Origin of the sequence: Bradyrhizobium sp. AUGA SZCCT0176, from assembly GCF_018130145.1 — a bacterium.
Lineage (GTDB): Bacteria > Pseudomonadota > Alphaproteobacteria > Rhizobiales > Xanthobacteraceae > Bradyrhizobium.
The window spans coordinates 42086-68942 of the sequence record NZ_JAFCMB010000024.1 but is presented as its reverse complement, the minus strand read 5'-3'; the positions used below and the strand labels follow the sequence as shown (position 1 = coordinate 68942).

At 63.5% G+C, this 26857-nt stretch carries 22 protein-coding genes; 3 read left to right on the top strand and 19 right to left on the bottom strand.

What is annotated here, in order from left to right:
• Positions 1-101: 101 nt before the first annotated feature.
• From JQ600_RS32155 to JQ600_RS32105, 11 genes are all read right to left on the bottom strand, one after another.
• Complete coding sequence (locus JQ600_RS32155) at positions 102-2189, bottom strand: S9 family peptidase (RefSeq protein WP_212391350.1); 2088 nt, start codon at positions 2187-2189, stop codon at positions 102-104.
• Positions 2190-2366: 177 nt separating this feature from the next.
• On the bottom strand, positions 2367-3326 hold the full coding sequence (locus JQ600_RS32150) for an alpha/beta hydrolase (RefSeq protein WP_212391334.1): 960 nt from the start codon (positions 3324-3326) through the stop codon (positions 2367-2369).
• Positions 3327-3342: 16 nt separating this feature from the next.
• Positions 3343-4320, bottom strand: coding sequence for a GyrI-like domain-containing protein (locus JQ600_RS32145; protein ID WP_212391333.1), 978 nt, complete (start codon positions 4318-4320; stop codon positions 3343-3345).
• Positions 4321-4410: 90 nt separating this feature from the next.
• Positions 4411-6123: an iron ABC transporter permease gene (locus JQ600_RS32140; protein WP_212269042.1), complete on the bottom strand. Its 1713-nt coding sequence runs from the start codon at positions 6121-6123 to the stop codon at positions 4411-4413.
• Between the two features lie 137 nt (positions 6124-6260).
• Entirely contained in the window at positions 6261-7325 is a 1065-nt protein-coding gene (locus JQ600_RS32135; protein ID WP_212391332.1) for a substrate-binding domain-containing protein, read from the bottom strand.
• 146 nt (positions 7326-7471) lie between these two features.
• Positions 7472-8548 carry an extracellular solute-binding protein gene (locus tag JQ600_RS32130; RefSeq protein WP_212391331.1) on the bottom strand — a complete coding sequence of 359 codons (1077 nt, stop codon included), beginning with the start codon at positions 8546-8548 and terminating at the stop codon, positions 7472-7474.
• Positions 8549-8588: 40 nt separating this feature from the next.
• On the bottom strand, positions 8589-9650 hold the full coding sequence (locus JQ600_RS32125; protein WP_212269039.1) for an ABC transporter ATP-binding protein: 1062 nt from the start codon (positions 9648-9650) through the stop codon (positions 8589-8591).
• A 186-nt stretch (positions 9651-9836) separates the two neighbouring features.
• On the bottom strand, positions 9837-11027 hold the full coding sequence (locus JQ600_RS32120) for an alanine--glyoxylate aminotransferase family protein (RefSeq protein ID WP_212269038.1): 1191 nt from the start codon (positions 11025-11027) through the stop codon (positions 9837-9839).
• Between the two features lie 202 nt (positions 11028-11229).
• Entirely contained in the window at positions 11230-12066 is an 837-nt protein-coding gene (locus JQ600_RS32115) for an LssY C-terminal domain-containing protein (protein WP_312011098.1), read from the bottom strand.
• 2 nt (positions 12067-12068) lie between these two features.
• Entirely contained in the window at positions 12069-12746 is a 678-nt protein-coding gene (locus tag JQ600_RS32110; RefSeq protein WP_249133659.1) for a thermonuclease family protein, read from the bottom strand.
• 369 nt (positions 12747-13115) lie between these two features.
• On the bottom strand, positions 13116-14852 hold the full coding sequence (locus tag JQ600_RS32105) for a hypothetical protein (protein WP_212269036.1): 1737 nt from the start codon (positions 14850-14852) through the stop codon (positions 13116-13118).
• A gap of 323 nt (positions 14853-15175) precedes the next feature.
• Between JQ600_RS32105 and JQ600_RS32100 the strand changes: the two genes are divergently transcribed.
• Positions 15176-16012 (top strand): caspase domain-containing protein, encoded by an 837-nt coding sequence (locus JQ600_RS32100; RefSeq protein WP_409410691.1) that lies wholly within the window; start codon positions 15176-15178, stop codon positions 16010-16012.
• Positions 16013-16079: 67 nt separating this feature from the next.
• Here JQ600_RS32100 and JQ600_RS32095 read toward each other — a convergent pair whose 3' ends face one another.
• The 3 genes from JQ600_RS32095 to JQ600_RS32085 form a co-directional block, all read right to left on the bottom strand.
• On the bottom strand, positions 16080-16964 hold the full coding sequence (locus JQ600_RS32095) for an efflux RND transporter periplasmic adaptor subunit (RefSeq protein ID WP_212391329.1): 885 nt from the start codon (positions 16962-16964) through the stop codon (positions 16080-16082).
• Between the two features lie 96 nt (positions 16965-17060).
• Entirely contained in the window at positions 17061-17930 is an 870-nt protein-coding gene (locus JQ600_RS32090) for an alpha/beta fold hydrolase (RefSeq protein WP_212490299.1), read from the bottom strand.
• A 156-nt stretch (positions 17931-18086) separates the two neighbouring features.
• A complete protein-coding gene (locus tag JQ600_RS32085; RefSeq protein WP_212391326.1) occupies positions 18087-18944 on the bottom strand; it encodes a class I SAM-dependent methyltransferase in 858 nt (285 codons plus the stop codon).
• A 216-nt stretch (positions 18945-19160) separates the two neighbouring features.
• Here JQ600_RS32085 and JQ600_RS32080 point away from each other — a divergent pair, with 216 nt between their 5' ends.
• Positions 19161-20768 (top strand): winged helix-turn-helix domain-containing tetratricopeptide repeat protein, encoded by a 1608-nt coding sequence (locus JQ600_RS32080; RefSeq protein ID WP_212490298.1) that lies wholly within the window; start codon positions 19161-19163, stop codon positions 20766-20768.
• A 20-nt stretch (positions 20769-20788) separates the two neighbouring features.
• On the opposite strand, the gene JQ600_RS32075 is transcribed toward JQ600_RS32080, so the two are convergent.
• Both JQ600_RS32075 and JQ600_RS32070 read right to left on the bottom strand, forming a co-directional pair.
• Positions 20789-21097: a HigA family addiction module antitoxin gene (locus tag JQ600_RS32075; protein ID WP_212391322.1), complete on the bottom strand. Its 309-nt coding sequence runs from the start codon at positions 21095-21097 to the stop codon at positions 20789-20791.
• Between the two features lie 205 nt (positions 21098-21302).
• Complete coding sequence (locus JQ600_RS32070; protein WP_212391320.1) at positions 21303-22079, bottom strand: calcium-binding protein; 777 nt, start codon at positions 22077-22079, stop codon at positions 21303-21305.
• Between the two features lie 1026 nt (positions 22080-23105).
• Between JQ600_RS32070 and JQ600_RS32065 the strand changes: the two genes are divergently transcribed.
• Complete coding sequence (locus JQ600_RS32065; RefSeq protein WP_212391318.1) at positions 23106-23336, top strand: hypothetical protein; 231 nt, start codon at positions 23106-23108, stop codon at positions 23334-23336.
• 69 nt (positions 23337-23405) lie between these two features.
• Here JQ600_RS32065 and JQ600_RS32060 read toward each other — a convergent pair whose 3' ends face one another.
• The 3 genes from JQ600_RS32060 to JQ600_RS32050 all read right to left on the bottom strand — a co-directional run bounded on the left by JQ600_RS32060 (position 23406) and on the right by JQ600_RS32050 (position 26740).
• Positions 23406-23672 (bottom strand): hypothetical protein, encoded by a 267-nt coding sequence (locus tag JQ600_RS32060; RefSeq protein ID WP_212391316.1) that lies wholly within the window; start codon positions 23670-23672, stop codon positions 23406-23408.
• Between the two features lie 43 nt (positions 23673-23715).
• Complete coding sequence (locus JQ600_RS32055) at positions 23716-23979, bottom strand: hypothetical protein (protein ID WP_212391314.1); 264 nt, start codon at positions 23977-23979, stop codon at positions 23716-23718.
• A gap of 316 nt (positions 23980-24295) precedes the next feature.
• The gene (locus JQ600_RS32050; RefSeq protein WP_312011099.1) at positions 24296-26740 is read right to left on the bottom strand and encodes an adenylate/guanylate cyclase domain-containing protein; all 2445 of its coding nucleotides are present in this window, start codon (positions 26738-26740) and stop codon (positions 24296-24298) included.
• Positions 26741-26857 lie beyond the last annotated feature (117 nt).

Here is a 26857-nt window from a genome sequence, read left to right as displayed (position 1 = left end):
TGCGCTGCAGAGCCGGGGTCCGTACATCTGTAACTCAAGCGTGGGTCCCGGCTCTGCGGAGCAGCGTTTCACGCCGCACCGCGTCCGGGACACGACTCACATCACACCTCCGCTCTATCCGCCAGCCCCGCCGCCCATAGCGCAAACGCATAGACGATCGCGACCTCGTCGAGCCGGTTGAAGCGCCCCGACGCGCCGCCATGGCCGGCGCCCATATTGGTCCGGAGCAGCACCGGGCCGCCACCCTTCATGGTCGCGCGCAATCGCGCGATCCATTTCGCCGGCTCCCAATAGGTGACGCGCGGATCGGTCAAGCCGCCCATCGCGAGGATCAGCGGATAGTCCTTGGCCGCGATATTGTCGTAGGGCGAATAGGACAGGATGGTGCGGAAATCTCTTTCGCTCTCGATCGGGTTGCCCCATTCCGGCCATTCCGGCGGCGTCAGCGGCAGCGTGTCGTCGAGCATCGTATTCAGCACGTCGACGAACGGCACTTCCGCGACGATGCCGGCGAACAATTCGCCCGCGCGGTTGGCGACCGCTCCCATCAGCATGCCGCCGGCGCTGCCGCCATGGCCGACGATGCGCTTTGCGCTGGTGTATTTGGCCTCAATCAACGCGCGGCCTGCCGTCGCAAAATCGTCAAACGTGTTGGTCTTCTTTTCGCGCTTGCCGTCGAGATACCAGCCCCAACCCTTGTCGGCGCCGCCTCTGATATGCGCGATCGCATAGACAAAACCGCGATCGACCAGCGACAGCCGGTTGGCCGCGAACGAGGCCGGCATCGCCATGCCGTAGGACCCGTAGCCGTACAGCAGCAGCGGCGCGCCGCCGTCGCGCACGAGATCCTTGCGATGCAGGATCGAGACCGGCACTTTGGCGCCGTCATGCGCCGTCGCCATGATGCGCGTGGTGACGTAGTCGGCCGGGTTGTGGCCGGACGGAATCTCCTGGCGCTTGCGCAGCACTCTCGTTCGCGTCGCCATGTCGTAATCATAGACTTCCGACGGCGTCGTCATCGACGAATAGGAAAACCGTAAGTTCGTGGTTTCGAATTCATAGCCGCCCATGGTGTCGAGCGAATAGGCGGCTTCATCGAAGGCGATGGCGTGTTCTTCACCCGTCGTGAGATCGCGGATGATGATCGCGGGCAACGCGTTGGCGCGCTCCAGCCGCACCATGTGGCCAGCGTAAAGCTCGACATCGAGCACATAGATGCCCTCGCGATGCGGGATCAAATCGCGCCAGTTCGCGCGCTCCGGCGCAGCCAGCGGCGCGCTCATCACCTTGAAGTCGATCGCGTCATCGGCGTTGGTGAGGATGAACAGCTCCTCGCCGCGGTCGGCGATCGAATATTGCACGCCCTCCTCGCGAGCCGCGACCAGCCGTGGCGGCGTCTCGGGATACGCCAGATCGATCAGGCGCTGCTCGGATGTCTCGTGGTCGCCGCCGGCGATCACGCAAAAGCGTCCGCTGGAGCTTTCATGCAGATGGGTGAACCAACCGGAATCCTGTTCCTCATAGATCAGCTTGTCGTCCGCCTGCTGGGTGCCTAAGCGATGCCGCCACACCTGCATCGGCCGGTGGTTGTCGTCGAGCTTGACGTAGAAGAAGCTTTGTCCGTCCGTGCTCCAGACCACGCCGCCATCGGTCTCCTCGACGAGGTCGTCAGAGTCCTTGCCGCTGGCCCAGTAGCGCACGCGGATCGAGAAATATTCCGAACCCTTCGTGTCCGCGCTCCACGCCTGCAATTTATGGTCAGGCGAATGCCGCGCGCCGCCGAACTTGAAATAGCTGTGGGATGCCGCCAGCGCATCGCCGTCGAGCACGATCTCAACGTCGCCGCCATCGCGCGGGGTGCGGCCGTACATCTCGTGCTGGCCGCCCTCGCGGAATTTCCGCAGGTAAGCGAACGGGCCATCCGGCGACGGCACGCTGGAATCGTCTTCCTTGATGCGCCCGCGCATCTCCGCGACCAGCTTCTTCTGCAGCGGCGAGGTGTGGCCGAGCAGGCTCTCGGTGTAGTCGTTTTCGCTTTCCAGATATTGCCTGATGTCGCTGTCCAGGATCGAGGGGTCGCGCAGCACCTCCTGCCATTTGGCGTCCTTCAGCCACGCATAATCGTCCGTCACATTGATGCCGTGGGTGGTGAACGAATGCGTGCGGCGCGGCGCCACCGGCGCCTGCATTGAACGGCCTTTGGTCGTTGGTTGGGTCAAGCGATCCTCGTCTGGTTCTGGAAGTTCGTTCGCATCCGCCCTTATATCGGGTCGAGATCGCGAATTGCCAGACGGAAGCCATCAGTTCGTTTGCAGATCGACGCGTATCGGGTGGAGCGCCAGGGCGGCACGCCTTGAGCCGTGCCGTTACGGTGCCTCGACCGCGCCGACAATCGCCCGAATGGCCTTCGGATTCCTGATCATGTCAGTGTGCGTCATATCAGGTACAATGGTAACCGGGATATTCACGCCAAGACGCTGCAACAGCGGGGCGTATTGAGATGCGATCACCTGCTCGTCGGCATCTCCAACCAGCAGCGCGGCGGGACGGCGGATGTTCTGCAGATAGGCCTGATACTGACGTCCTGCGCCGAAATTTGTCGCCAGCCGATACGAATAGCTGTCGGTCAACCAGCGCGCCATCTCGGGCGATATCGCGTAGCGGATGACTGGAAGCCCGTCGAACCAGTGAATGCCGACGCGGCCGAGCAAAGCAATCGTGATGATGCGCGGAACGGCAACGCTTACCCAGCCGCCGGCGTTCGGTCGCAAGGTTGGCGCGTCCGAGAGCGTGGTCGGCGATAGCAGCACATAGCGATTAAACAGCAGGCCATAGCGGCCGCCGGCGAGACGGATGGCGAATCCGGCCCCGGCGGAGAATCCCAGCAGCGTGCGGGTCTCGCCGCTCTTCGCTGTCCCAAGCGCTGCGACGAAGTCGGCGAGATCGTCATCGATCTGCCCGATATAATCGATGTCGCCGCGCCGTCCCGAGCCGCCATGACCTCGTATATCCGGCACATAGACCGTAACGCCGGCGGTGCGGAGAGATTCAGCGAGGATGTGCATGCTGGTCCCGGGGCCCGCCGAGCCGTGGATCAGGATGGCGACTTTCTCAGGTCCCGCAGGGTAGGCGTAGTATTGCAGGTTGGCGCCGTCCCGCGCTCGGAATTGCCGGGGCGCCGGAAAGTCAGAGCTGGCCTGCTTTGACGGCGCCGCCATGGCGGCCATCACCGGCGGGGCTCTCGGTGCGTCGAACGAAATCACGGCAACAGGGATCATCGCGGCCACGACGAGTAAGGCAAGCAGGCCGATGAGCAGCTTGTACATGATGTCTCCGGGGCTTCTACAACGGCCTGATTGGAAGACAGAGCTCGCAGCGCAGGTTCGCGGTAGAGAAATCGTAACCGCGCCGAAGTTCCAGTCGCGGCCTGTCCTCGGGTTGATAGCCGCTGCCTGGCAGCCAGATTGTGTACAGCCTGTCCCACGCCTCGGTGATGACGGCGGCCGAACCCTGAAAGAGCATGACTGCGTATTTGCCGCCGGGCAGGTCGGCCACGTTGATGGCGCGGTCAGGCTTGAAATCGTTGCCGACGATAAGGCCGGCGTCATAGCGCAGCCTGTCCGGTGCAACGATGCTCGGCGCATCGTGGCCGATGCCGACCGTGAGCATCGCGGGGTGCCGCAGCTCGCGGATGGCTGCCCAGCGCATCAATCTGGCCCATAGCGGGGAGATGCCGCCGCTGGTGCCGTAGGGCCCGACGTGACGCATATAGGCGATCCGGTACGGCGGAATTTCCATCACCTTGACCCGCATTGCGCTCCCTTCGGTGCCAGTTGCGGGACGATGCCGGATGCGTTCGATGGATGCTTTGCGATTCTTGCGCTGTGATTGACCTGGTTTGCGCTTCGGCTTTGCCTGTTTGTTCGGACGCCGATGCACCTCCCGCCATTTCCGCCCTTCATCTCCGCGCCACCGTGTTGCGCTCATGCCGAAATGCGCCTTGAACGCGCGCGCGAAGGTCGCGGCCGACGAGAAGCCGTATTCGAGCGCGATGCCGAGAACGTTGGCGTCCGGCGCTCGCAGGAGCGCGGCGGCGGCACGCTCGAGGCGCGTGCGGCGGATGAAGTCAGCGAGAGTCTCGCCGGTGATCGAGGTAAAAACCCGATGGAAGTGGAACGGCGAAAACGCCGCGATATCGGCCAGTCGCTCGAGCGTGAGATCGCCGACAAGGTGGGCTTGCACATGGTCGATAACGCGATTGATTCGCCGCTCGTACTCGCGGAGGCTGGCGGGCGTTTTCATGCGCAGCTTTTCGGTCACATCCACTCCGGCATTGGGCAACAAACGGTCGACCCACGTTATAGCCGATGGACGTCAGCGGCGACGCGCCATTGACGATTTTATCGAGTGTCAGCTATTCCTTAACCGCGCGGCGGCGTTGCCGCCCGGGATGCGGTTGACAGCGAGCACCACCGCAAAGGTGATGATCAGCATCGCGATGCCGAGCACCGCGATCGCGGCGAGGTCGCCGCTTTCGTTGAGGTCGTAGATCAGCACCGACAGCACCTTGGTCTGCGACGTAAACAGCACGATCGCCGCCGATAATTCGCGCATCACGCCGATGAAGATGAAGCACCAGGTCGCGATCACGCCAGTGCGCAGCAGGGGCGCGGTGATCTGGCGCAGCGACTGCAGCCGCGTCGCGCCGAGGATGCGGCTGGCGTCTTCCAGTTCGGGGTGGATGGTCGCGAACGCCGCCTGCAATTGCTGATAGGCCGACGGCAGGTTGATAGTGAGGAATGCGAGCAGCAGGATCCACAGCGTGCCGTACAGCACGAAGGGCGGCCGTGTGTAGCTCAGGAACAGGCCGACACCGAGCACGATGCCGGGCACCGCGATCGGCGCGGTGGCAAGAAAGCCGAGAAAACGATGCCCCGAGATCACGCGCCGCGTCGTGACATAGGCGATCACGAGCGCCAGTAACGTGCCGATGGTCGCGGTCGAGGCGCCCAGGATCACGGTGTTCTTGAGCGCGAGCTGGGTCGACGACAATTCGGTGAACACGAACACGATGTTGTGCAGCGTCGCGGTCGCGGGTGTCACCAGCGTGGTCGCGTTCGGCGAGAATGCGGCGTTGAGCAGCGCCAGATAGGGCAGGAACACGGGGTTGAGCAGCACGATCAGGCAGAATGCCAGCGCCACCCAGCGCCAAGCCTTCATTTCGATCGGGCGTGGTGCGCCATATTTGCCGCCCACCACAGAGTAGCCGCGGCGGCCGAGCAGGAATTTCTGGCCCTGCAGCAGCAGGATCGTCAGCAGCAACAGCGGCACCGCGGCCGCCGCGGCGAGTTCGGGCTTGGGCGGATACTGGAACAGGCTCCAGATCTTGGTGGTCATGGTGTGGAAGCCGGCCGGCAGCGCCAGGATCGCGGGCGATCCGAACAGCGTCATCGCCTGCAGGAAAGCGATCAACGCGCCGGCGACCAGTGCCGGCAGCGCCAGGGGGATCGTGACGCGCCGCGCCGTGGTCCACGCCTTGCCGCCGAGGATGGCGGAAGCGTCTTCGAGCTCGCCCGGCATGTTGTCGAGCGCGTTGGCGACCAGCACGAACACAAACGGAAACGTGTAGCAGGAGATCACGAAGATAATGCCGGTCAGCGAATAGATGTTGAAGAGATGCGTGCCCGATTCGGCGCCGGTCAGGAACCGATAGAGCTGGTTCAATAGCCCGCTGTTCGGCGCGGCCAGCAGTTCCCAGGCCACCGCGCCGAGAAACGGCGGCGTCACGAACGAGGCGGTGACCAGCGCGCGGATGGTCTGCCGTCCCGGCATGTCGGTGCGCGACACCAGCCAGCCGATCGGGGCGGCGATCATGCAGCAGATCGTCGCCGACGTGGTCGCGATGATCGCGGTGGTCAGCAGGGGATCGAGGAAATCCGGATCGGTGAACAGCTTGACGAAATTCTGCAGCGTCGGGTTGCGTGCCTTGTCGGTGAAGGCATACACCGCCAGCCACGACATCGGCATCACGATCAGCACGATCATGACGGCCGCGAACAGCCACAGGATAGGTTTGGTCCAGTCGAGTTTTGTCTTGGCGGGAGCGGTGTCGGCGATGGTCATTTATCTCTCTATCCTGTCATTCCGGGGCGCGAAGCGAACCCGGAATCTCGAGATTCTCAGGTGCGCAGTTGCGCACCGTAGTTCGATGCTTCGCATCGCCCCGGAATGACAACAGCAAATTGGTCCGAACTGGGCCGTCACACCCGAAACAACTTCGCATACCGCGTCTTGATCTCTTCCGTCATCGCCTCGACGCCAACAGCGTCTTCCTTCATCAGCTTGATGTCGGAAAGCTTGCGGCGCCCCGGTTTCGATTGCACCTGCGGATGAACCGAATATTGCGCGGTGTAGTCGACGAAGAATTGCTGGGTCTCGCGCGTGTGTAGCCATGCCTGGAACAGTTTTGCCGCGTTCGGATGGGGTGCGGTCTTGAAGATTGCGGTTGGCCCCGAGATCGTCGGCGTGCCCTCGGTTGGATATAGCGGCTCGACCGGCTGGCCGGCCTCCTTCAGAAGCACGACGCCGTACTCATTGCCGTCGGCCATCACCGCACGTTCGCCGAGCGCGAGCTTCTTCGGTGGATCGGTCGAGGATTGCACCTGCATCACGCGCTGCTTCGATAGTTTTTCGAGATAGCTCCAGCCCAGCTCACGCACCAGCTGGAAGGTCGCGGTCATAATGGTGCCGCTATAGGACGGATGAGCCTTGACCATCTTGCCCGCCCATTTCGGATCGAGCAGGTCCGCATAGCTCTTCGGCGCGTCCTCGGGCTTTACGAGGTTGGTGTTGTAGGCGATCGACGACAAGTAGATACGCGAGGTCGCGGACATTCCGTCGGGATCGCGATAGGTTTCCGGAAAATGCTTGGCAACGTCTTCCGGAAGGAACGGCATCAGCCAGCCGTTTTTCTTCCAGGTGATGATGTGCGAGGCGTCCGACGTGTTGATGATGTCGGCGGCGCGGATGTTGCTGGCGAACTCCTGGTCGATCCGCGTGAACAGCCGCTCCGAGCCGGAGCGCTCGATCTGCACACTGATGCCGGGATAGGCCGCCTCGAACGCCTTGCCGAGCTTTTCGCCGACCGGCAGGTCCATCGAGGAATACAGCACCACCTTGCCTTCCTTTTTGGCCGCTTCGATCAGGCCGGGGTTGATCGCGACCGGTTCCGGCGCCTGGGCGCGCACCGGTGACGCGAACACGGTGCCGAGCGCGAGCGCGGCCGAGCCCTTGATGATATCGCGCCGGTTGATAAGTTTTCGCATCGTGGTTCCCTGATCGTTTCTTGTCGTCATTGCGAGGAGCGAAGCGACGAAGCAATCCATCTATCCATTATGCCGTGAGATGGATTGCTTCGCGGAGCGTGTCATCGGGCGCGCATTCGCGCGACCCGTTGGCTCGCAATGACGGATCAAACACGGAAGATCTTCTGGTAGCGCGCCTTGATCTCCTCGCTCTGGGCCTCGGCGCCCGCGGCGTCTTCCTTCATCAGCTTGATGTCCGCGAGCGGCTTGCGGCCGGTATGTTCCTTCACCTGGGCGTGCAGCGACCGCAGGCCGCCGGCGTCGATGATGATCCGCTGTGCGTCCGGCGTGAAGCAATAGTTCTGGAACAGCTTTGCCGCATTGGGATTCGGCGCCGCCTTGAAGATGCCGTTGGGTCCGACGATGAACGGCGTGCCCTCGATGGGATACACCACCTCGACCGGCTGGCCGGCTTCCTTGAGCAGGAAGATGTTGTACTCGGTGCCGTCGGCCATCACGCTGCGTTCGCCGAGCGACAGCTTCTTCGGCGGATCGGTCGCCGATTGCACCTGCATGATGTTCTGCTTGGCGAGTTGCTCGTAATACTCCCAGCCGATGTCGCGAACCATCTCGAAGGTCGCGGTCAGGATTGTGCCGCTATAGCCGGGATGCGCCTTGACGATCTTGCCCTTCCATTTGGGATCGAGCAGGTCCTTGAAACTCACCGGCGCGTCTTCGGCCTTCACCAGTTTGGTGTTGTAGGCGATCGGGCTCAGCGTGGCGCGGAAGCCGGCAAACGTGCCGTCGGGATCGCGATGCTCGGGCTTGTAATGCTTCGCGACGTCCTCCGGCACGTAAGGCAGCAGGATGCCCTGCCGTTTCCATGCCAGCAGATGCGCGGCATCGGACGAGTTCGCGATATCGACGGCGTGCACATTGCTGGCATATTCCTGGCCGATGCGCTGGAACACGCGCTCGGCACCGGTGCGTTCGACCCGCACCTCGATGCCGGGGAATTTCGCCTTGAACGCGGCCGCGATCTTTTCGGATACCGACAGATCGATCGAGGTGTACCAGACCACCTTGCCTTCTTTTTTTGCCGCCTCGAGCAGTTGCGGCGTGATCGCTTCCGGCGGCGGCGCCTGCGCGCGGGCGGGCGAGGCGAACACGGTTCCGAATGCCAGCGCCGTCGAGGCATTCAGCGAGCCCTGCAGCACCTCGCGCCTTGAGAGTTTTCGCTTCATTGCATCCTCCGCTTCTTGTTCTTTGTCGGCTGATGGCTCTTTATCGGCTGAGCGCCCGGCAGCGGTCGGGCGGCAGGGTGAGCCAGACTTCGGTTCCCTTGGCGACATTGTTCGCGGTCGGCGTGGTGACGCGCAGCGAGGTGCCGTCGGCCACCTCCACCATGTAGTCGCGTGCCACGCCGAGATAGACCTGCCGCGTGACCGTGGCCTTGATCGCATTTAGCGGCGCCGCCGGCGTCTGCGTCGAAAGCTGGATATCGTGCTGACGGATTGCGACCGGCGCGCTCTGGCCTGACGTGAGCGGCGCGCCGACCACCTGCAAGGTCGCGCCCGCGAACGCGACATGATTGCCATCGCGCGCCGTGCCTTTGATCACGTTGCTGGCGCCGATGAAGCGCGCGACGAATTCGGATTCGGGACGCGCATATATGTCCTCGGGCGTGCCGAGCTGGTCGATCCTGCCGCCGTTCATGACCGCGATCATGTCGGCCGTGGTCATCGCCTCCGATTGGTCATGGGTGACGTAGATCGTGGTGTAGCGATATTCGTCATGCAGCCGGCGGATCTCGAACCGCATCTCTTCGCGCAGATTGGCGTCGAGATTCGACAAAGGCTCGTCGAGCAGCAGCGTTTCCGGCTCCACGATCAGCGCGCGCGCCAGCGCCACGCGCTGCTGCTGGCCGCCGGAGAGTTCGCCGGGGTAACGCTGCGCCAGCGCTTCGAGTTTCGTCGTCGCCAGGATCGCGGCGAGTTTCTTTGCGATGATATCGCGATCCAGTTTGCGCAGGCGCAGTCCATAGACGATATTCTCGGTCACCGTCATATGCGGCCACAGCGCGTAGCTCTGGAAGATCATCGACATCTTGCGCTGTTCGGGCGGCAGCGTCCGCGCCGTCGACGACACCAGCCGGTCGCCGACATGGATCTCGCCGTCGGAGGGTTCTAGAAAGCCCGCGATGAGCCGCAGCGTGGTGGTCTTGCCGCAACCCGATGGTCCGAGCAGGCAAACCAGCTGACCATGATCGATCCGCAGCGAGACGTTATCGACCACCGCGAGCGATCCAAATCGCTTGGTCAGGCCGCGCAATTCGACGGACGCCAATCGGAATCCTCCAACGTTTCTTGCACCGGAGTCTGCGCCCGGCTTTCTCTGGCATACAGTATAAGCACTAAATATGACGCGCGGGAAAGCCTCCGCGTCGGAAGTTAGTTGGATTGAATGAAGCGCATCGCCTCGAATCTCTCTCACATTGTGAGAGAGACGGCGTCGAGCGCGCAGAAACCGTGATTAGGCTGTCGCGCTCACGCTTTCGCCGAGCCATTCGATCGCGGCTTCGGTTCCGCCCTTGCCGTGCGGGATGTTGAGGGCGTTGAGTCCGACTTCGATGACGCCGAGCGTGCCCAGGATCATCGGCGCGTTGACGTGGCCCATATGCGCGATCCGGAATGCCTGGCCGGAGAGGTCGCCGATGCCGGTCCCAAGCACCACGCCGCATTTTTCCTTGCAATAGCGCTGCAGCGCGGCGGGATCATGGCCGTTCACCGTCACCGTCGTCACGGTGTTGGAGCGCTCGTTTGCTTCCGCGATGTTGAAGCCGATGACCTGGCCCTCGGCCCAGACCGCGACCGCGCGGCGAACCGCTTCGGCGAGCAGCCGGTGGCGCAGGAAGGCATTTTCCAGGCCTTCGGCGTGGAGCATATCGATCGCCTTGCGCAGCGCGAACAAGAGATGCACCGGCGCGGTGCCGGCATATTTGCGGTAATGCTCGCTGCCTTCGCGCTCGGTCCAGTCCCAATAGGGCGTGCGCAGGTTTGCCTTCTTGTGCACCTCGCGAGCGCGATCGTTGGCGGCGACGAAGCCGAGGCCCGGAGGAGTCATCAGGCCCTTCTGCGAACCGGACATCGCGACATCGATGCCCCAGGCGTCCATCTCGAATGGTACGCAGCCGAGCGAGGCAACCGTGTCGACCATGAACAGCGCGGGATGACCCGACGCCTTGATCGCCTTGCCGATCGCTTCGACGTCGTTATGGGCGCCCGAAGCGGTATCGATCTGCACGGCGACGATGGCCTTGATCTTGTGCTCCTTGTCCAACTTGAGGCGCGCCTCGACTTCGGCCGGGCGGATCGCGCGCCGCCAGTCGCCTTTCAGCACCTCGACCTCAGCGCCCATCGCGGCCGCGGCATTGCCCCAGCCGATCGCGAAGCGGCCGCTTTCCAGCACCAGCACCTTGTCGCCCCGCGACAGTACGTTGGAGAGCGTCGCTTCCCACGCGCCATGGCCATTGGCGATGTAGATGTAGGAGTGGCCCTTGGTCGCGAACAGCTTGGAGAGATCGCCGAGCAGGCTGTGCGTCAGGTCCAGCATCTCTTTGGAATAGATATCGAGCGCCGGACGATGCATCGCCTGAAGCACTTCGTCGGGCATGGTGGTGGGTCCGGGGATGGCCAGAAATTCCCGGCCCGCGCGAACGGTCATTTTTCTTATTCCTTATCGGCGGAACGCGGAATCAAGGCGCCCGAGGTTTGGTAGGACTGGAGCATGACAATAATCGATTGAAACCGTCATTGCGAGCGCAGCGAAGCAATCCAGAGCCGCAAAAAGACTTGATCGCTTCCTGGCGTTGCTCCCTTGCGCAATTGCTCCGAGTTTGTCGCGGGCAATGGCGGCAAATGGCAGCTTATTTTCCCATTGCCCCCGCGATCGCATGCCAGATCTGATCCTTCAGCTCGGTCGCCGGTGGGCTCGGGATCGTCACCGCGGGGCCGTCGCGCTTCCGGCATGCCTCGACCAGCCGCAGCACCCAGATCTCGCCGTCGGTATAATAGAGGTCGCCGCCACCATTGTAGCCCGCAATCGTCGGCCCGATCCCGGTCACCTGATATTTCGCGGTCACCATTCCGGCATTTGCGAGGTCGGCGCTGAGCCGCGCGCGCTCGGCGTCGAGATCGGCGCTGATGTGATGCGTCACCGCGCCGGTATATCTGCTGACGCCGACGCCGCGATCTTGCGTCGCCGCGCCGAGCCACACCGGGCGTTTTTCCTCGCCATGGTCCAGCACCTTCCAGTAGCGCACGTGGTTGCGGCGATCGGCGCTGGCGCCGATCGGCTTTTCGTAAGCCAGATCCTCGCGGCGTTCCTGATAATAGAGATTGCTGACCGGCGCATCTTTGTAGGGGCGGTCGAGCAGCACGGAGCCTACGATCTCGATCGATGATTTCAGCGTGATCGGATCGGCCGGATACCAGCCGGCCTGATGCATCGCGCAGACCACGTCGCTGATGTCGCCGATCAGGCCGACATTCATGGGATCGCCGGGAATGCCTTGTCCCGTGCGCGTCACCATCGGCAAATCGGCAAGCCCTTTCTGGTGCTCGTAATGCGTCCACAGCCCGGGCAGGATCAGATAGGCGAGCAGGCCATAGCCGCAAAGGATGAACAGGGTCAGCGTGATCGCACGGCGCAGCCCGCCGCGATGCTGTCGGGGTGGCGGGCTACTGGGTTGGGTGCCGGGCACCGCTAACGTTTGGTCTCGCGGCAGCCCGCGGCTTCGGCCTCTTCGACCGAGCAGAACCAGCGCGTGCCCTTGCTGATCTTCATCTCGATCTTCGCGTACCAGCGGCTGGTGGGCTGGTGGAAAATGCACTCGCCCGAGCGGTTGACGTTGCCCTTGATGGTGCAGTCGGGCGATGGCGCGACCGAGCCGGAGGCGGATGCCTGCAGGATGGTGCTGGCGTTCTCGGGCGGTTTGGCGGCGCCGAGAATGGCGGTCTTCTTGTTGCGGGCGCGCCAGTCCCACGGCGCGATGAAGGCGCCCTGCCACATGCCGGCCTTGGCCTCGCGCGCGGCCTTTTCATCCGCCTCATAGTCGTGGGAAATACGAGTGAACGCCAGCGCCCAGCCGTTGGCGACCATCCATTTCTGGACGTCCTCGCCGCCGACCTCGCATCGCGCCACAATGCGGCCGCGGCGATCGACGCTGCGGGTACGGCAGGTCCAGCTCTTGTTGCCGAAATGCTTGATCAGTTCGTCACGCGCCGCGACGCCGCAGGTCCAGCGTTCGCCCTTGTTGTTGAGGCAGAGCTGGTCCACCGCCGGCGCGTCGATGCCGCCGAGCCGAATGCGGGTATTGCCGATCTGGAGCTGGTCGCCTTGGCGGATTTTCGGGACGCCGGTGATGTCGGCGGCGTGCGCCATCGCCGGCAGCAACAACGTCAAGACGGCACAAAGCCAAATCTTCGAATTCCAGATCCTGGACTTCCAAATCTTAGACTTCATGGGCAATCCCGGCGCGGAAATGTGCACAATCATTGCGCGGATTGTGCGGACATTGAGGCCGGCTTGCCAGTGCTCTGGGACCGCATGGCTTTCAACTTCCCGTCAGAAGGAGGCGCTTCTTCTTACCCTCCCCTGGAGGGGGAGGGTCGGCTCACGTTGAGCGAAGCGAAATGTGAGACAGGGTGGGGTGATCTCTCAACACGGGTACTGTTCGAGACGAAAGACTTTCACCCCACCCCGCCGCGAATTTCATTCGCGTCGACCCTCCCCCTCCAGGGGAGGGTAATCTTAGCCCCTTCCACCCCGCATCATAACACCCCGTGCCAGCGCCAGCCCCATCAGCACGAAAGCCGAGGTCACCTCGGGGCCGCCGACCAGGATGCGCGTCGGGGTCTTCATCTTGTTCCACTCATAGGCCTTGTAGGGACCGTGCCGGCCGCCTTCGCCGACACCGGCGACGATGCAATGCAGAGCAGGTGCAAAGCTCGAAGCGTCAGCGCCGAGATGCGCCAGCGCCATCAGGGCCAGCGCCGCGTCGAAGGCGTTCATCTCGTGGGTGATCAACTCGCCCTCGACATAGGCCAGCACGCGGCCGCGGATGAAGTCGAAGGTGTTTTCGGGATCGATCGCCAGCCGCGCCGCCGGCGGCAGCGCGATGAAGGCCGCATAGCAGCGGCCGAAATAGGCGCAATACAGCTCCGGCAGATAATAGATATGCGAGCGCGGATTGGTGAACGCGCCGCTTTCCACCAGCCGCTTCTGGAAGCCGATGATGCGGTGAACCGTCTCCAGCCGTGACGGCGTCTCGATGATCTTCCAGCGCGCAAGGTTGCGGAAGCTGACCTCGAGGATGTCGAGATTGAGCGTGGGGTCGAGGTCGTTGCCGTAGGGCCGGTCGCCGGCGAGGTTGTCGATCCAGGTGACGACGCCGCCCTCGTACTCGACATTGTCGTTCAGCGGCACCGTCACGCGCGGCTCGTTGGCGCCGCTGCGGACCTGATAGCCGGCGTAGAAATCCAAAAGCGGCTGGTCGAGGATCGGATCGGTCGAGCCGGCCTGCGTCGCCGCCGAGAACGAGCAGGCCGTGGTGTCGCAGTCCGGCACGTAGATGCCGAAGCCGAGATCCTGCTTGATCTGGGAAAAGAACTTTGAAAAGCGCGGATGCGGCAGCGGCGCCAGTGCGGTGATGACGCGCACGGTGGAGCCGTCATGCGAGGGCACTTCCTCGGCGCTGGTGGCGAGGCAAAAATCGACCATCTCTGAGATGGCGCGGCGCGACGCCGCCGTCTGGTCCACAGAGGCCAGGCCGGTTTCGACGAAGCTCAGCAGCGCCTCGGTGAAGAAGGCGTCGTAATAGGCGGAGCGATGGCGGATCTGCATCGGCTCCCACATCGGCTCGGCGATGCCGGTCCAGGGCGGGTTGATCAGCGCGCGGGCCGGCGAATGCGCGATGAAGATCCGCGCCAGGCTGAACAGCAGGGTCGAGTTCTTGTAGCCGCGCGAATTGAGCCCGGTCAGCGCCATCAGCATTTCGCGCCCGCCCATGTCGGCATCGCCGAGCAGGTTGAACGCGGCATAGGTCGGGATGAAGCCGTTGCCGGCAAACGAGCGCAGCAGATGCGAGCCGCAGGTCCGGATCACGCGCTCGATCTCGGCGAGGTCAGGCGCTTTCGCCGGCGCCACGGCCGGCGCCGGCTTTGGGTGGCGGACATCAATCGTCGCCATCAGCTCGGCGATGGGTTGACCGACCGCTTCCCAGTCCGGCGCGTCGTTGTCGCGGGCGCGGGTCAGCGCCTGGCGCAGCGACTGCAGGCGGCCTTCGTCGCGCAGTTGCGGCAACCCGGTACGGCGCAGCAGCGGGCGCAGCGCCGGGTTGCCAAGCGCGGTCCGATAGAATTTTCCGAGATGGGGGTCGCCACCGGCATAGTTCAGCAGCAGGGGGTCGCAGACGTCATACAGCGACGGCCCGTCCTTGCGAGCGGTCAGCGCGCGGTAGGCGGCGCCGGCGAAATATTGAAAGCCCATGCAGTCTCTTTTCGCCGGAACCGTGAACCGAGGGCCGTCGAATCTACCGCCGGCCTGCAAGCCATTGAAAATGATACAAATCAGCGGGAAATACAAATGTGACCGATGTCACAGAAAATGTCCCGATTTGGCACCATCATTCTTCTGGGGAACGTCATGCGCCAAAGGAGGTTGCCCGCAATGGCCGTGCGGGTTAAGGGTTTCTTTGTTGCGGTGCCGCAAATTGCCATAATTCGACGGCACACCAATTCGCAACCCCTCAAACCTAAACGGCACTGGCGCGACTAACTGGCGCGCCCTGGTCAACGATTGGGAATTGAATGATGGACGGTAAGCCTAGCATCTCTCGCCGCACGGTCACCGTGGCCGCCGCTTTGGTCGGTCTGGTGTCGCTGGCGATCGGCGCCCATGCTGCGCTCAACAAGCGTTCGCTCGATGCCGCCAAGGCGATCGCGACCGAACAGAATTCCGACGTCGCCACCAAGACTTCCCGCGTCGCACTGGTCATCGGCAACGGCCACTATCCCGACGCCTCTGCGCCGCTGGCGCAGCCGATCAATGACGCCCGCGGCCTGACCGCGGCGTTGCGCGGCAAGGGCTTTGACGTCGACGTGGTGGAAGACGCCACCAAGGACGACATGGCCCGCGCCATCGGCCGGCTCAAGTCCAAGATCAAGCCCGACAGCGTGGTGATGCTGTTCTTCGGCGGCTACGGCGTCCAGGTCGGCCGCCAGAGCTACATGATCCCGGTCGATGCCGCGATCTGGAAGGAAGCCGATGTCCGCCGCGACGGCGTCAGCATCGAGGCCGTGCTCGACGCGATGAAGGCGCAGGGCGCCAAGGTCAAACTCGTCGTGGTCGACGCCTCCCGCCGCAACCCCTATGAGCGCCGTTTCCGTTCCTACTCCCACGGCCTGGCGCCGATCTCGGCGCCCGAAAATGCGCTGATCCTGTCTTCGGCGACGCCGGGCAAGGTGGCCGACGATTCCAAGGGCCAGTACAGCGTGCTGATGTCCGAGCTGCTGAACAACCTCGCCGCACAGGCCGGCGCCGAAACCGCCTTCAACAAAACGCGCGTGACGATCTCCCGCGCCAGCGAAGGCGAGCAGGTTCCCTCGGTGTCGTCCTCGCTGCTCGAAGACGTCAGCATCGGCGGGTAAGCAAGCTAAAATAATTGTCTAAGTGTCGTCATGCCCGGGCTTGTCCCGGGCATTTTCGTGCGTGCGGCTACTTCGCGTCCGCGGCCACCATCACCGGGCGCACCGGATCGCCTTCGCGCAGCAGGGCGCCCGCGCGGGCCACCACGATATCGCCTTCGACGATGCCCTCGCGGATCTCGACCTGGCCCTGTGACATCAACCCGGTTTCCACCCGCCGCGTCTCGACGCGCTGGCGTTTTACCACCTGCACCACGGTGCCGGCATTGCCATAGAGGATCGCGGTCAGCGGCACCGAGATGCCGCAGCTCTGGCCGGTCTTGATCTGCGCCCGCCCGGATGAATTGACCAGAAGCCGCCGGTTGGTGGTGACGGCGATGAACACCTGGGCGAGCTGGCTGTTGGGCTCGACCGTGGTCGACAGCCGCCGCACCCTGCCATCGACTTCGCCGGCGCCGATCACCTTGATCCGCGCGCTTTGGTTGATCTGAAGCTTTGCGATGTCGCGGGTCGGCACCAGCCCGACGAGGTCGAATTCGCTGCGAGCGATGATCGAGAACAGCGCCTCGCCCTTGCCGGACGCCATCGCGCCGACCGCGGCGGTCGAGGCCGAAACCAGCCCGGCGACGGGCGCCTGCACCAGCACCGTGCCGCCTTCCGGCAGCGTCAGCCGGGCCAGCGTCTGGCCCGCGGTGACGGTATCGCCGGCATCGACCAGCACTTCGGCCACCTTCAGCCCCATGCGCTCGGGCCGCACCTGGGTTTCCTCGCGCGCGATAATGGTGCCGGACACCTCGACATTGTTGCCGAAGCAGGATTTTGCGGCCTTGAACACGGTCACCGCCGCGCCCTTGGGCGCTGTTTCCTCGTCGGCGGCGAACGCCTGCGGCGCGGCCAGGCTGAGTGCCCCCGCAAGCATCAGGGCAGGCAGCTTGAGGTCGCGCACGGTGATCATCGGCGTTTCATTTCCAGTTTCGGGCCCATAGATACTAGAAATGGATACCAGATGCCCGACCGGCGCGCCAAGCGGCAAGAAGACCCAAACCGCCGCTCAACCGCCTGCCAGGCTGACCAGCTTCGCCACCGGCTGGCCGGCCGCCAGCGACACGCCGGCGAGTTCATCGGCGCGGACGATGTGGGCCGCGATCACGGGGTTGATGATGGCGGCATGGGTCATGGCAAGCATATGCCCGGCATCCGGCAGATGGCGCAGTTCGGCGCCGTCGATGACCGCGGCCAGCCGGCGGACGATGCGCTGGGTCAGGTTCGGCGATTGCCCGCCGGACAACAGCAGCGTCGGCAGGCGCAACGCCGCCGCCGCCATCGTGACGTTCTCTTCGGCGAAGGCGGCGGCGAAATCGAACGGCAGCCGTTCGGCATGTTCGATCATGCGGATGCGCGCGGCCACAGGCAGCTCCTCGCGCGGGCCGGAGCCGCACCAGAATTCGCTGAACTTGTCGATCGCCTCCAGCACTGACCCGTTCCAGATGTCCTGACGCACCTCGGCGGCGACACCTTCGAACTGGTCGTGCAGCCGCCGGTCCGGCGCGCTTTTACGCAGCAGCGTCGGCAGTACCGGCTCGATCAGCGCGAGGCTCTGGATGCGATGCTCATACGCCGGATCGGTCGCGATCTTGAACGCGATGGCGCCGCCATAGGAATGGCCGACCAGATGGATCGGGCCGTTGGCCTGATCGAGCGTCGCGCGCAGGCATTCGACTTCCTGCGCCAGCGTCAGCGGCAGGTCGAAGGTAACGGCACTATTGCCATAGCCGATCAGATCCGGCGCGATCAGCTTTGTGCCGAGCCCAAATTCGACGCCGAGCTTGGCCCATTGGCGTCCCGAACCGAGCGAGCAATGCAGCGCGACGACGCAGGCGGTGGCGCTTTTGCGTGAAGATATTGGAGTCAAAATATTCATCGAACTCATCCTGTGTGTTCTCAGAAATGACTTTCTCCTCGTCATGGCCGGGCTTGACCCGGCCATCCACGTCTTCCTCGCTTACGAAAAGCAAAGGCGCGGATGCCCGGGACAAGCCCGGGCATGACGACGTTGGGGGTGTGTGGAAGTGAATCGTCATCGCTTCGTAATCACCACTTCGAGATATTCGCTCGGCACCACCATGCTGCCGTTGGTGGCGCGGTTCATGCGCACGATCAGCGCGTGCAGATCATTGTGCAGCTCTTCCTGCTTGGCCGGTTCGAGCGCGGCAAACGCCTTGAGCACCGGGCCGTAGAACGTCTTGAACACGTCGAGGAAATGCTCGGCCGAGCGGTAGCGGAAATTGAACAGCCGCGACTCGGCCTTGATCGAGGCGGCGCCGGCGTCGAACATTTCGGTGAGCCGCGCGCGGGTGCCCCACATCGCCGGCGATTTCGCGCCTGCGGGCGGCGGCAGGTGCTTGCCGAGCGTCTTGAATACTTGGCCGATGAAACCGTCCGGCGTCCAGTTGGCGAGGCCGATCTGGCCCTTCGGCTTGCACACGCGCAGCAATTCACCCGTCGCCTTTTCCTGGTTCGGCGTGAACATCACGCCGAAGGTCGACAGCACGACCTCAAAACTGTTGTTGTCGAAGGGGAGGTTCTCCGCATCGGCCTCGCGAAACTCCATCGTCATGCCCTCGGCATTGGCGCGCGCCCGGCCGCGCTCCAGAAGCGCCGGCACGTAATCGGTGGAGGTGACGTCGCACCAGCGGCGCGCGGCGGCGAGTGAGGCCATGCCGTTGCCGGCGGCTACATCCAGCACCTTGGCGCCGGCCTTGAGATCCATTGCCTCGCACAGCTGCTCGCCGACGATCTGCAGCGTGGAACCGACGATGGCGTAATTGCCTGACGACCACGCCGCCTGCTGTTTTGTCTTGAGCGCGGCCAGATCCGGGGCAGGCGCGGGGACGGGCGTCGTGGTCGCGGCGGTGGCGGCAGCTTGGGTGGCCATGCGGGGTTCCTCCGGGTCATGCGGCCACGGGGTGGGCCGCGATGAACCGAACATCGCCTTCCGCGGACCTAAAGACTCTGACCCAGGGTGGATTTTGCCTTGAGGCCACCCTGATTTTTCTGTGAGGTGGCGCACGGCCCTGATGAAGCCGAGCAAGCTAAATCGCCCCCGTACCGAATTGGTACGTCAAATCAACAAGCTTTCGGGGATGGCAGCGTGCAGTTCCAGTTTTCAAACCATGTGCTCGACACCGCTGTGCGCGAACTGACCCGCGCCGGCCAAAATGTCGCAGTCGAGCCGCAGGTGTTCGATCTGCTCACTTATCTGGTCGAGCACCGCGACCACGTCGTTACCAAGGACGATCTGATCGAGAGCATCTGGCACGGCCGCATCGTCTCCGAATCCACGTTGACCAGCCGCATCAACGCCGCGCGCACCGCCATCGGCGATAGCGGCAAGGACCAGGCGCTGATCCGCACCATCGCGCGCAAAGGTTTTCGCTTCGTCGGGAACGTCAGCAGCGGCGCCCTTGCGCCGCGACCCGCGCTCAGCGGCACTCTTGTGCCGCAAAGCGCGACCCCTGCCTCCGCACCAACGCCACGCCCGCCCGAACCCGCCGCCGCCTCCCTGCCGCCGCTCGACCGCCCCGCCATCGCCGTGCTGCCGTTCACAAACATCTCCGGCGAGCCCGAGCAGGAATATTTTTCCGAAGGCATTTCGGAGGATATCATCACCGCGCTGTCCAAGCTGCGCTGGTTCTATGTCATCGCCCGCAACTCCTCTTTCGTCTATCGCGGCCGTCAGGTGCATCTGAAGCAGATCGGCGAGGAGCTCGGCGTCGGCTACGTCGTCGAGGGCTCGGTGCGCAAGGATGGCGATCACGTGCGCATCACCGCGCAGCTCAACGACGTCGTCACCGGCAGTCACCTGTGGGCCGAGCGCTACGACCGCAACCTCGCCGACGTGTTCGCGGTGCAGGACGAGATCACGCAGGCCGTGGTCGCCGCGATCGAGCCGCAGCTCTATGCCGCCGAGAATTTCCGCAGCCAGCGCAAGACGCCTGATAATATGGACGCCTGGGATCTGGTGATGCGCGCGCTGTCGCATTACTGGCGGGTGACGCGATCGGACAATCTGGTGGCGCAGGCGCTCTTGGAAAAAGCCATCGCGGTCGATCCCGGCTACGGCCAGGCGCTCAGCCTGCTCGCGGCCTGCCATATGTTTGCGGCCCATATGGGCTGGGAGGACATGCCGACGGCGGTGCGGGCGGCGGAACGCGCCGCCCTGGCGGCGATCCGCGCCGACAGTGAGGATGCGTGGGCGCACTATGCGCTGGCGAGTGTCTATCTGTTCAACCGCCGCTTTGACGATTGCATCGCCGAGTTCGAGCTGGCGCTGCGGCTCAATCCGAATTTTTCGCCGGCGCGCGGCATCTATGGCGTGGCGCTGTCCTATCGCGGGCGCTGGGAGGACGGCGACGCCGCCGCCCGGCAGGCGCTGCGCTTTTCCCCGCGCGATCCCTTTGCCGGCATCTATTGCGGCGTCGCCGCCTATTGCCAGTATGTCGGCCGCAACTACGAGGAGGCGATCCGCCTCTCCCGCGAATCGCTGCGCCAGCGCCCCGATTTCGTCGGCGCCCACCGCGTGCTGACGGCCTCCTTGGGCATGTCCGGCCACGTCAAGGCCGCCGCCGCCGCGCTGGAGGGGCTGCGCAACGTCCAACCCAACATCTCGCTGGCGTGGCTATCCACCGAAATGCCGTATGAGCATGAGGTGGAAAGGGAGCATTATCTGGAGGGGTTTAGAAGGGCGGGGCTGGGGTAGGGGTAGGCTAACGGCACAGCTCACGCCGCTTTCGTCAGAGGTCGCGCTCGTTCAATCCGCTTGCGTTCCAGTGGTGAATGCATCGCTTCCCACAGATCGCTTCGCCGCTGCACGTTAAGCCAGAAATCCGCGCTGTTGCCGAACACGCGGGCGAGAATGAGGGCGGTCGCTGCGGTCACATTGCGACGATCGTTGCACAGCTCGTTGACGTGCTTGCGTTGCACGCCCATGGCTTCAGCCAGCGCGCCTTGCGTCAGGCCGATCGGCTTCATGAATTCCTCGACCAGAATTTCGCCAATCGTCGCCGGCTTGCGTTTTGTCATCAACATGGCTCACACATCGCTGTGGTCGTCCGGATATATCTTGCAGCGTTTTCGACGCCAGCATTCTAAACTGCATTATTTTTTCCGACGAGCGAAATAACAGCACCGCGCCCATCGGTCAGCTGCATACTCCAAGCCTAGACCGCCAGCCCGTAAAAGCTGGCGGTCCATGCCTCCGCATCCAGCACTCACCGTGCCGAACGACCTCACCTCACAGAATAAAGTCCGCCGTCGTGAACTGGTGGCTGTTCGTCGAGATGATCTCCATGTCGGCCGCGCCGCCGTTGATGTTGAAGAACACGTGCTGGCCGTCGTCGTGGGTCTCGAACCAGAACTTGCCGGCCTGGGTGGTCGCGCCGCTGGACGAGAAGGTGAAGGTGCTGTTGCCGTTGGCGGAATTGCCGTCGGCGTCCATGAAGGACACGTCGATCTTGTCGCCCACCTGGAAGTCGGTGATCCGGTCCGCGGCGCCGACCGCGCTCTCGTTCTCAGTGCCGAGGCCGACGAAGTAGACGAAATTGTCGTTGCCCGTGCCGCCTGACATCACGTCGGCCTTGCCGCCGCCGTAGAGCGTGTCTTCGCCGCTGCCGCCGTACATCGTGTCGATGCCGTGCAGGTTGGACGCAACCGCGTCATTGTCGCCGACCAGATAGTCGTTGTCGCTGCCGCCGCTGATGTTGTCCGCGCCGGCGCCGCCGAAGATGTGGTCCTCGCCCGCCTGGCCCTTGAGCGTGTCGTTGCCCGCGCCGCCGTCGATCGTGTCGTTGCCGGAGCCGCCGAACACCGTGTCGGCGGAGTTGCCGTCCAGGATGATGGTGTCGTTGCCGCCCTGGCCGTTGACGAGCTTGGGGGCAGTCCCCGTCAGCTGGAAGTGAAAGTTGTTGCCGCTGCCCAGGTTCTGAAAACCGTCGCGCGCATCGTCCTGGGTCAGTTCGGATTGCTGTTCGGCGTAATCCAGCTTGTTGAAAGGCTTCCAAGGATAGATCATCGTCGTGTTCCCTCTGTGCCGGCCGCCCGGAATGGGCTTGCCTGTGACGGAGAACATCGCAGGGTCCGCCGGCCGGCGCTGTTCCCTGGGGAACAGGCGGCCAGGGAGCAGGCGAGCTGCTTTCTCCGTCATTCCCCGATGCGCAATTGCGCATCGGGGAATGACGAAGGAGGGAGATGCGACAAATCGGCACGACGGGCAAATCAGTTCTGATTTGCAGAAAACGTGTCAAGCCCCAAAATAAAAAAGATTTCTGTTTACCAGAACACAAATCAGTTTATATGATGAGTCATCCCGTCCCACTCAGAGGGCGTCGGCCGTCGTCACGGACGTTGGATGGGTTGCGGTGGACGCTGGTTTACGCCTCGACGACGGCGTGGATAAGCGTACGGCAAAACCGTGTGGTCCTGGCGCCCGTTGCAGGCGTCAAGCTGTCGGGTAGGCGAGAGCCGAACGGCAGCGACGGAGTCAACCAAGAACTCGTCTCCGGGGAGAGCACGGCATAAGCCGTAAAGCCATTGCGCAGGGAAGGCCGGGTGTTCTCCGCTGCCCTGTATGCTCGTGTGCAGCCTTTTCTGTGCAATCGCACACGGGACCGCGGGTGCAGCGCGCACCCGGTCTTCCCTGCGCCCTCTTAATTCTGGGGGCAAGGTTTTCTGACAAAGCTCGGACGCAATGCGCCGCGAGATCGCGAACACATATCCACGTCGTCCCGGCGAAGGCCGGGACCCATACGCCGCGGCCCTTATTGTTGAAAAGGGAAGATAACGACCTGCACGCAAAAACAACTATCGCCGGTGGTTATGGGTCCCGGCCTTCGCCGGGACGACGATGAGCGGCGACGACGCGGACACGTCACGCCGTAGCTCGAAGAGCGTAGGCGGATATTCAAAATCGAATCAGAAATTGCCGACGAAACACACACACACGCACCCGATGTGACTCCACGCACAGTGCGAAGCGACAGAGCACCTTACGTTTGCGCTGTCTCCGATGGGGAGATTTCAACACGAAAGGTCTACACCAATGTTCCGCTCAGCTCTCATTTTCACCGCTGCCGTCGCCGTCGCGCTCACCGCTTCCTCGGGCGCTTACGCAAGGGGCAAGCACCGCATGGCGATCTACGATTCGAACGGCAAGAAACTGTTCGATGACGGCAAGCTCGACGGCAAGGGTTGCGTCGTCGGCAAGCAGGCCAAGTTCGATCCCAAGACCGGCGGCATCAAGGTCGTCAACGCGGCGAAGTGCAACTTTTGACCTTCGTCACGACGGGCCGGCGACGACATGGAGCTTGATCGTTCCATGTCGTCTGTCGTCCTGGGTTGCCTAGTGGCAAGTGGTGGCCATAGAGGGTTGGCCCGTCTTCGGGTCCCGAGCGACGTATTTATGGCAATGCAGCTTGATATTCGATTGGATCATCGGCCGCGTCGGCTGAACGCGGGGCGGTGTCGGGATCGGGTGGTGGATCACGGTTTTCGAGCCGGCGAAGTTGGAATTGCCGACCATCCCGGCCTGCGCGACGGACACGGAAGCAATGGCGGCGACGGCAGTGGCAAGGGTGATCATGGATACATAGGCGGTGCGGGAAAACATCGGGGTAGCTCCTGGTTTTTGGGTGTTTGTCGTCCTGGGACGCCTAGCGGCAACGGTAGGAAGCAAAGACGTTGCCCGCCGCGTCCCGATCGCGGTGTGCACGGCAATCCAGCTTGAGATTCGATTTGATCATCGGCAACGGCGTCTGAACGCGGGGCGGCGTCGGGATCGGGTGGTGGATTACGGTTTTCGAGCCGGCGAAGTTGGAATTGCCGACCATCCCGGCCTGCGCGACCGAGGCGGTGGCAAGGCTGGCTGCGGCGGCGGCAAGGGTGATGACGGATACATAGGTGGCGCGGGAAAGCATCGGGAAGCTCCTGGTGTTGGGGGACTGTCCAGGCCGCGACCTCGAATGCGAACTGACCGCCGTTTGTCGCATCCAGCGGGCAACGGGTTCTATGCGATGCGGATAAGAGACGCTGTTTTTGTGCGCTGCGACGATTTGTCGGGTTGGCTGCGGGGAGCCCGACCAACACCACCGTCGTCCCGGCCTAGTGCGCGATTGCGCACGGGGGCCGGGACCCATACGCCGCGGCCTATCGGCGAGAACGCAGGCGTTAGAGACCTTCTGCAAAGTGAGCATCACGCGGTATGGGTCCCGGCGTTCGCCGGGACGACGGCAATTACGACTTCTTCTGTTGCCGCCGCGCCGCAGACGCCGCATCCACCACATTATCCACCTCTTCCCGCCAGCTCGTAATCTCGGCCGCAAGAATCGGATGGTTAAAACCCTTCAAATTGAGATCATCAATCGGCCGGCCCTCGACCCATGGTTCGACCATGCCGTAGACACGTCTGGACACCACGATCTGGTTGGCCTTGGCCTCGTCGCACAGGCGCGAGGCGAGGTTGGTGACGCTGCCGATCGCGGCATATTCCAGCCGCTGCTCGAAGCCGATCTGGCCGAGCGTGGCGTAGCCCAGCGCAATGCCGATGCCGAAGCCGAGATTGTGGCCGCGGTTGCGCCACTTCTCGGTCAGCTGCCCGATGGCGTCGCGCATCTCGACGCTCATCTTCACCGCGCGCTTGACATGGTCCTCGAACTGGATCGGCGCGTTGAACAGGATCATCACGCCGTCGCCGGCATAGCGGTCGAGCGTGCCCTCATACTTGAAAATCAGCGCGCCAAGGGCGGCGTGATATTCCCGCAGCACGTTCATCGCCTCTTCCGGCTCGGTGGTCTCGGTGAACGAGGTAAATCCGCGTATGTCGCAGAACACCACAGTGACTTCGCGGCGATGGCTGTCGAGCAAGCCTTCATGGCCGTCGCCGGAGGCGATCAGCTGCGCCACCTGCGGCGCCAGGAAACGTTCGAGGCGGCGGATGCGTTCGATCTCGCCGAGCTGGGTCTCGACCCGCTCCTCCAGCGATTTGTTCCAGTCCTTGAGCTGGTCGGTCTGCTCCTGCAGCTTGTCGGCCTGCTCGCGCACCGTGGAGTTCGCCATCTCCAGTTCGCGGCTCTTGTGGTCGACCTCAGAGAACAGCCGCGCGTTGCGCATCGCGAGCACGCTCTGGTGCGCAAAGGTCTTCATCAAGCCGATGAGGTTGTCGGAAAATTCGCCGGCGTTTTGCCGCAGCACCACCAGCGATCCCAAGATGCCCTGCTGGTCGACCAGCGGCACCACCAGCACCGAATGGAAGCCGGCCTCGACCACGACGTCGCGCAGCGGATGATCCGCCGTCGCGTCAAGGTCGGGGATCGCGATCGGCTCGCCCCGCGCGGCGGCTTCGCCGAGCGGCGAGTTGTCGGCCTCGATCGCAAGGTGTTTGCCTTCGGCCGCCTTGTCGATGCCGATCGATTCGGTGAGGTTGAATTTGCGGTTCGCGGCGTCGTAGCCGTAAATCAACACCGCGTCGGCATGGGTGATTTCGAGCGCGCGGGCGGCGACCGTCGGCAGCACGGCGTTGAGGTCTAGCGACGACGATACCGCGCGGCCGACCTCCTCGAGCACTTTCAGCTCGTTGATCGACTGCGCGAGATCCCGCGTCCGCTCCTTCACCTTGGCCTCCAGGCCGGAATAGGTTTCCGCAAGCTGGCTCGCCATGCCGTTGAACTGGTCGGCAAGCTCTTCCAGCTCGTCGGATGTCTTCACCTCGATGCGGTGGCTGAAATCGCCGCCGCCGAGCCGATGCGCGCCGGCGCGCAGTGCGTTGATCGGCACCAGCATCCGCCGCGCCATCACGGTGCCGGCGATGATCGCGGTCACGAGGCCCATCGCGATCAGAAGCGCGATGCGCAACAGTTGCTCGCGGATCGGCGTCAGCGCCTGCGCCGTCGGCTGCTCGAAGAACACGAACCAGCCGATCCGCGGCACCGCGCTCACCGTCGTCAGCACGTCGTTGCCGGCAATGTCCGTGCCCTCCGACAGCAGCGAGCCCTTGATGGCGGCGACCTGCGGCAGGCTTGAGACGTCCTTGCCGATTTCGGGGCCCTTCGACGAACTCGCCAGCACCTGGCCCTTGCTGTCGACGATATAGGCAAAGCCTGTCCTGCCGATCTCGGTATCGCCGAAGAAGTCCTGCAGGAAGGTAAGATTGATTTCGGCGACGGTGACCTGGGAATCCGAATGCGGCAACGAGATCGACGTGAACGGCCGCCCGTCCCGGAAATAGGGCGTCGCAAAGCTGGTGCCGCGGGAAGCGGACTCGGTGAAGCGCAGGTCGCGGGAGAAATCGGCGTTGCTGCCGTAGTGGACCGTCTGGCGCGTGATGCGGAGCTGCTCGCGGCCCTGGGCCGAGAGCAGCGTCAGCTGGCTCACATAGGGCACCTGGTTGAGCAATTGCGCATAGTCGGCGCGGCGGTCCTCGATCTTGTAGGAAGAGGTCCGCGTCACCCAGTTGATCTGCCGTTCGAGGTCCGACATCGATTGCTGGATGCGCTTGGCGGTGGCTTCGGCCTTCTCCGACATGCCGTCGGTCAGCGAACTCTTGATGCCGCGATAGCTGATCCAGATTTCCATCGCGCCGTTGACGGCGAGCACGAACACGACAAGGCCGACCAGCGCGACGACGTATTTCGCGAACAGGCCCTCACGCAGGAACCAGACTTTGCCCTTGGCGGCGCTCACATCCACGACCCTCGTGCGCCACGCCTCTTGCGCGCGCATCGGTTTTGCCGGTGGCGGCATTCCCCGGCCGGGAGCCGCCGCGGTTGGGCCTTTTTAGCACGATTTGAGGGCCGAGCA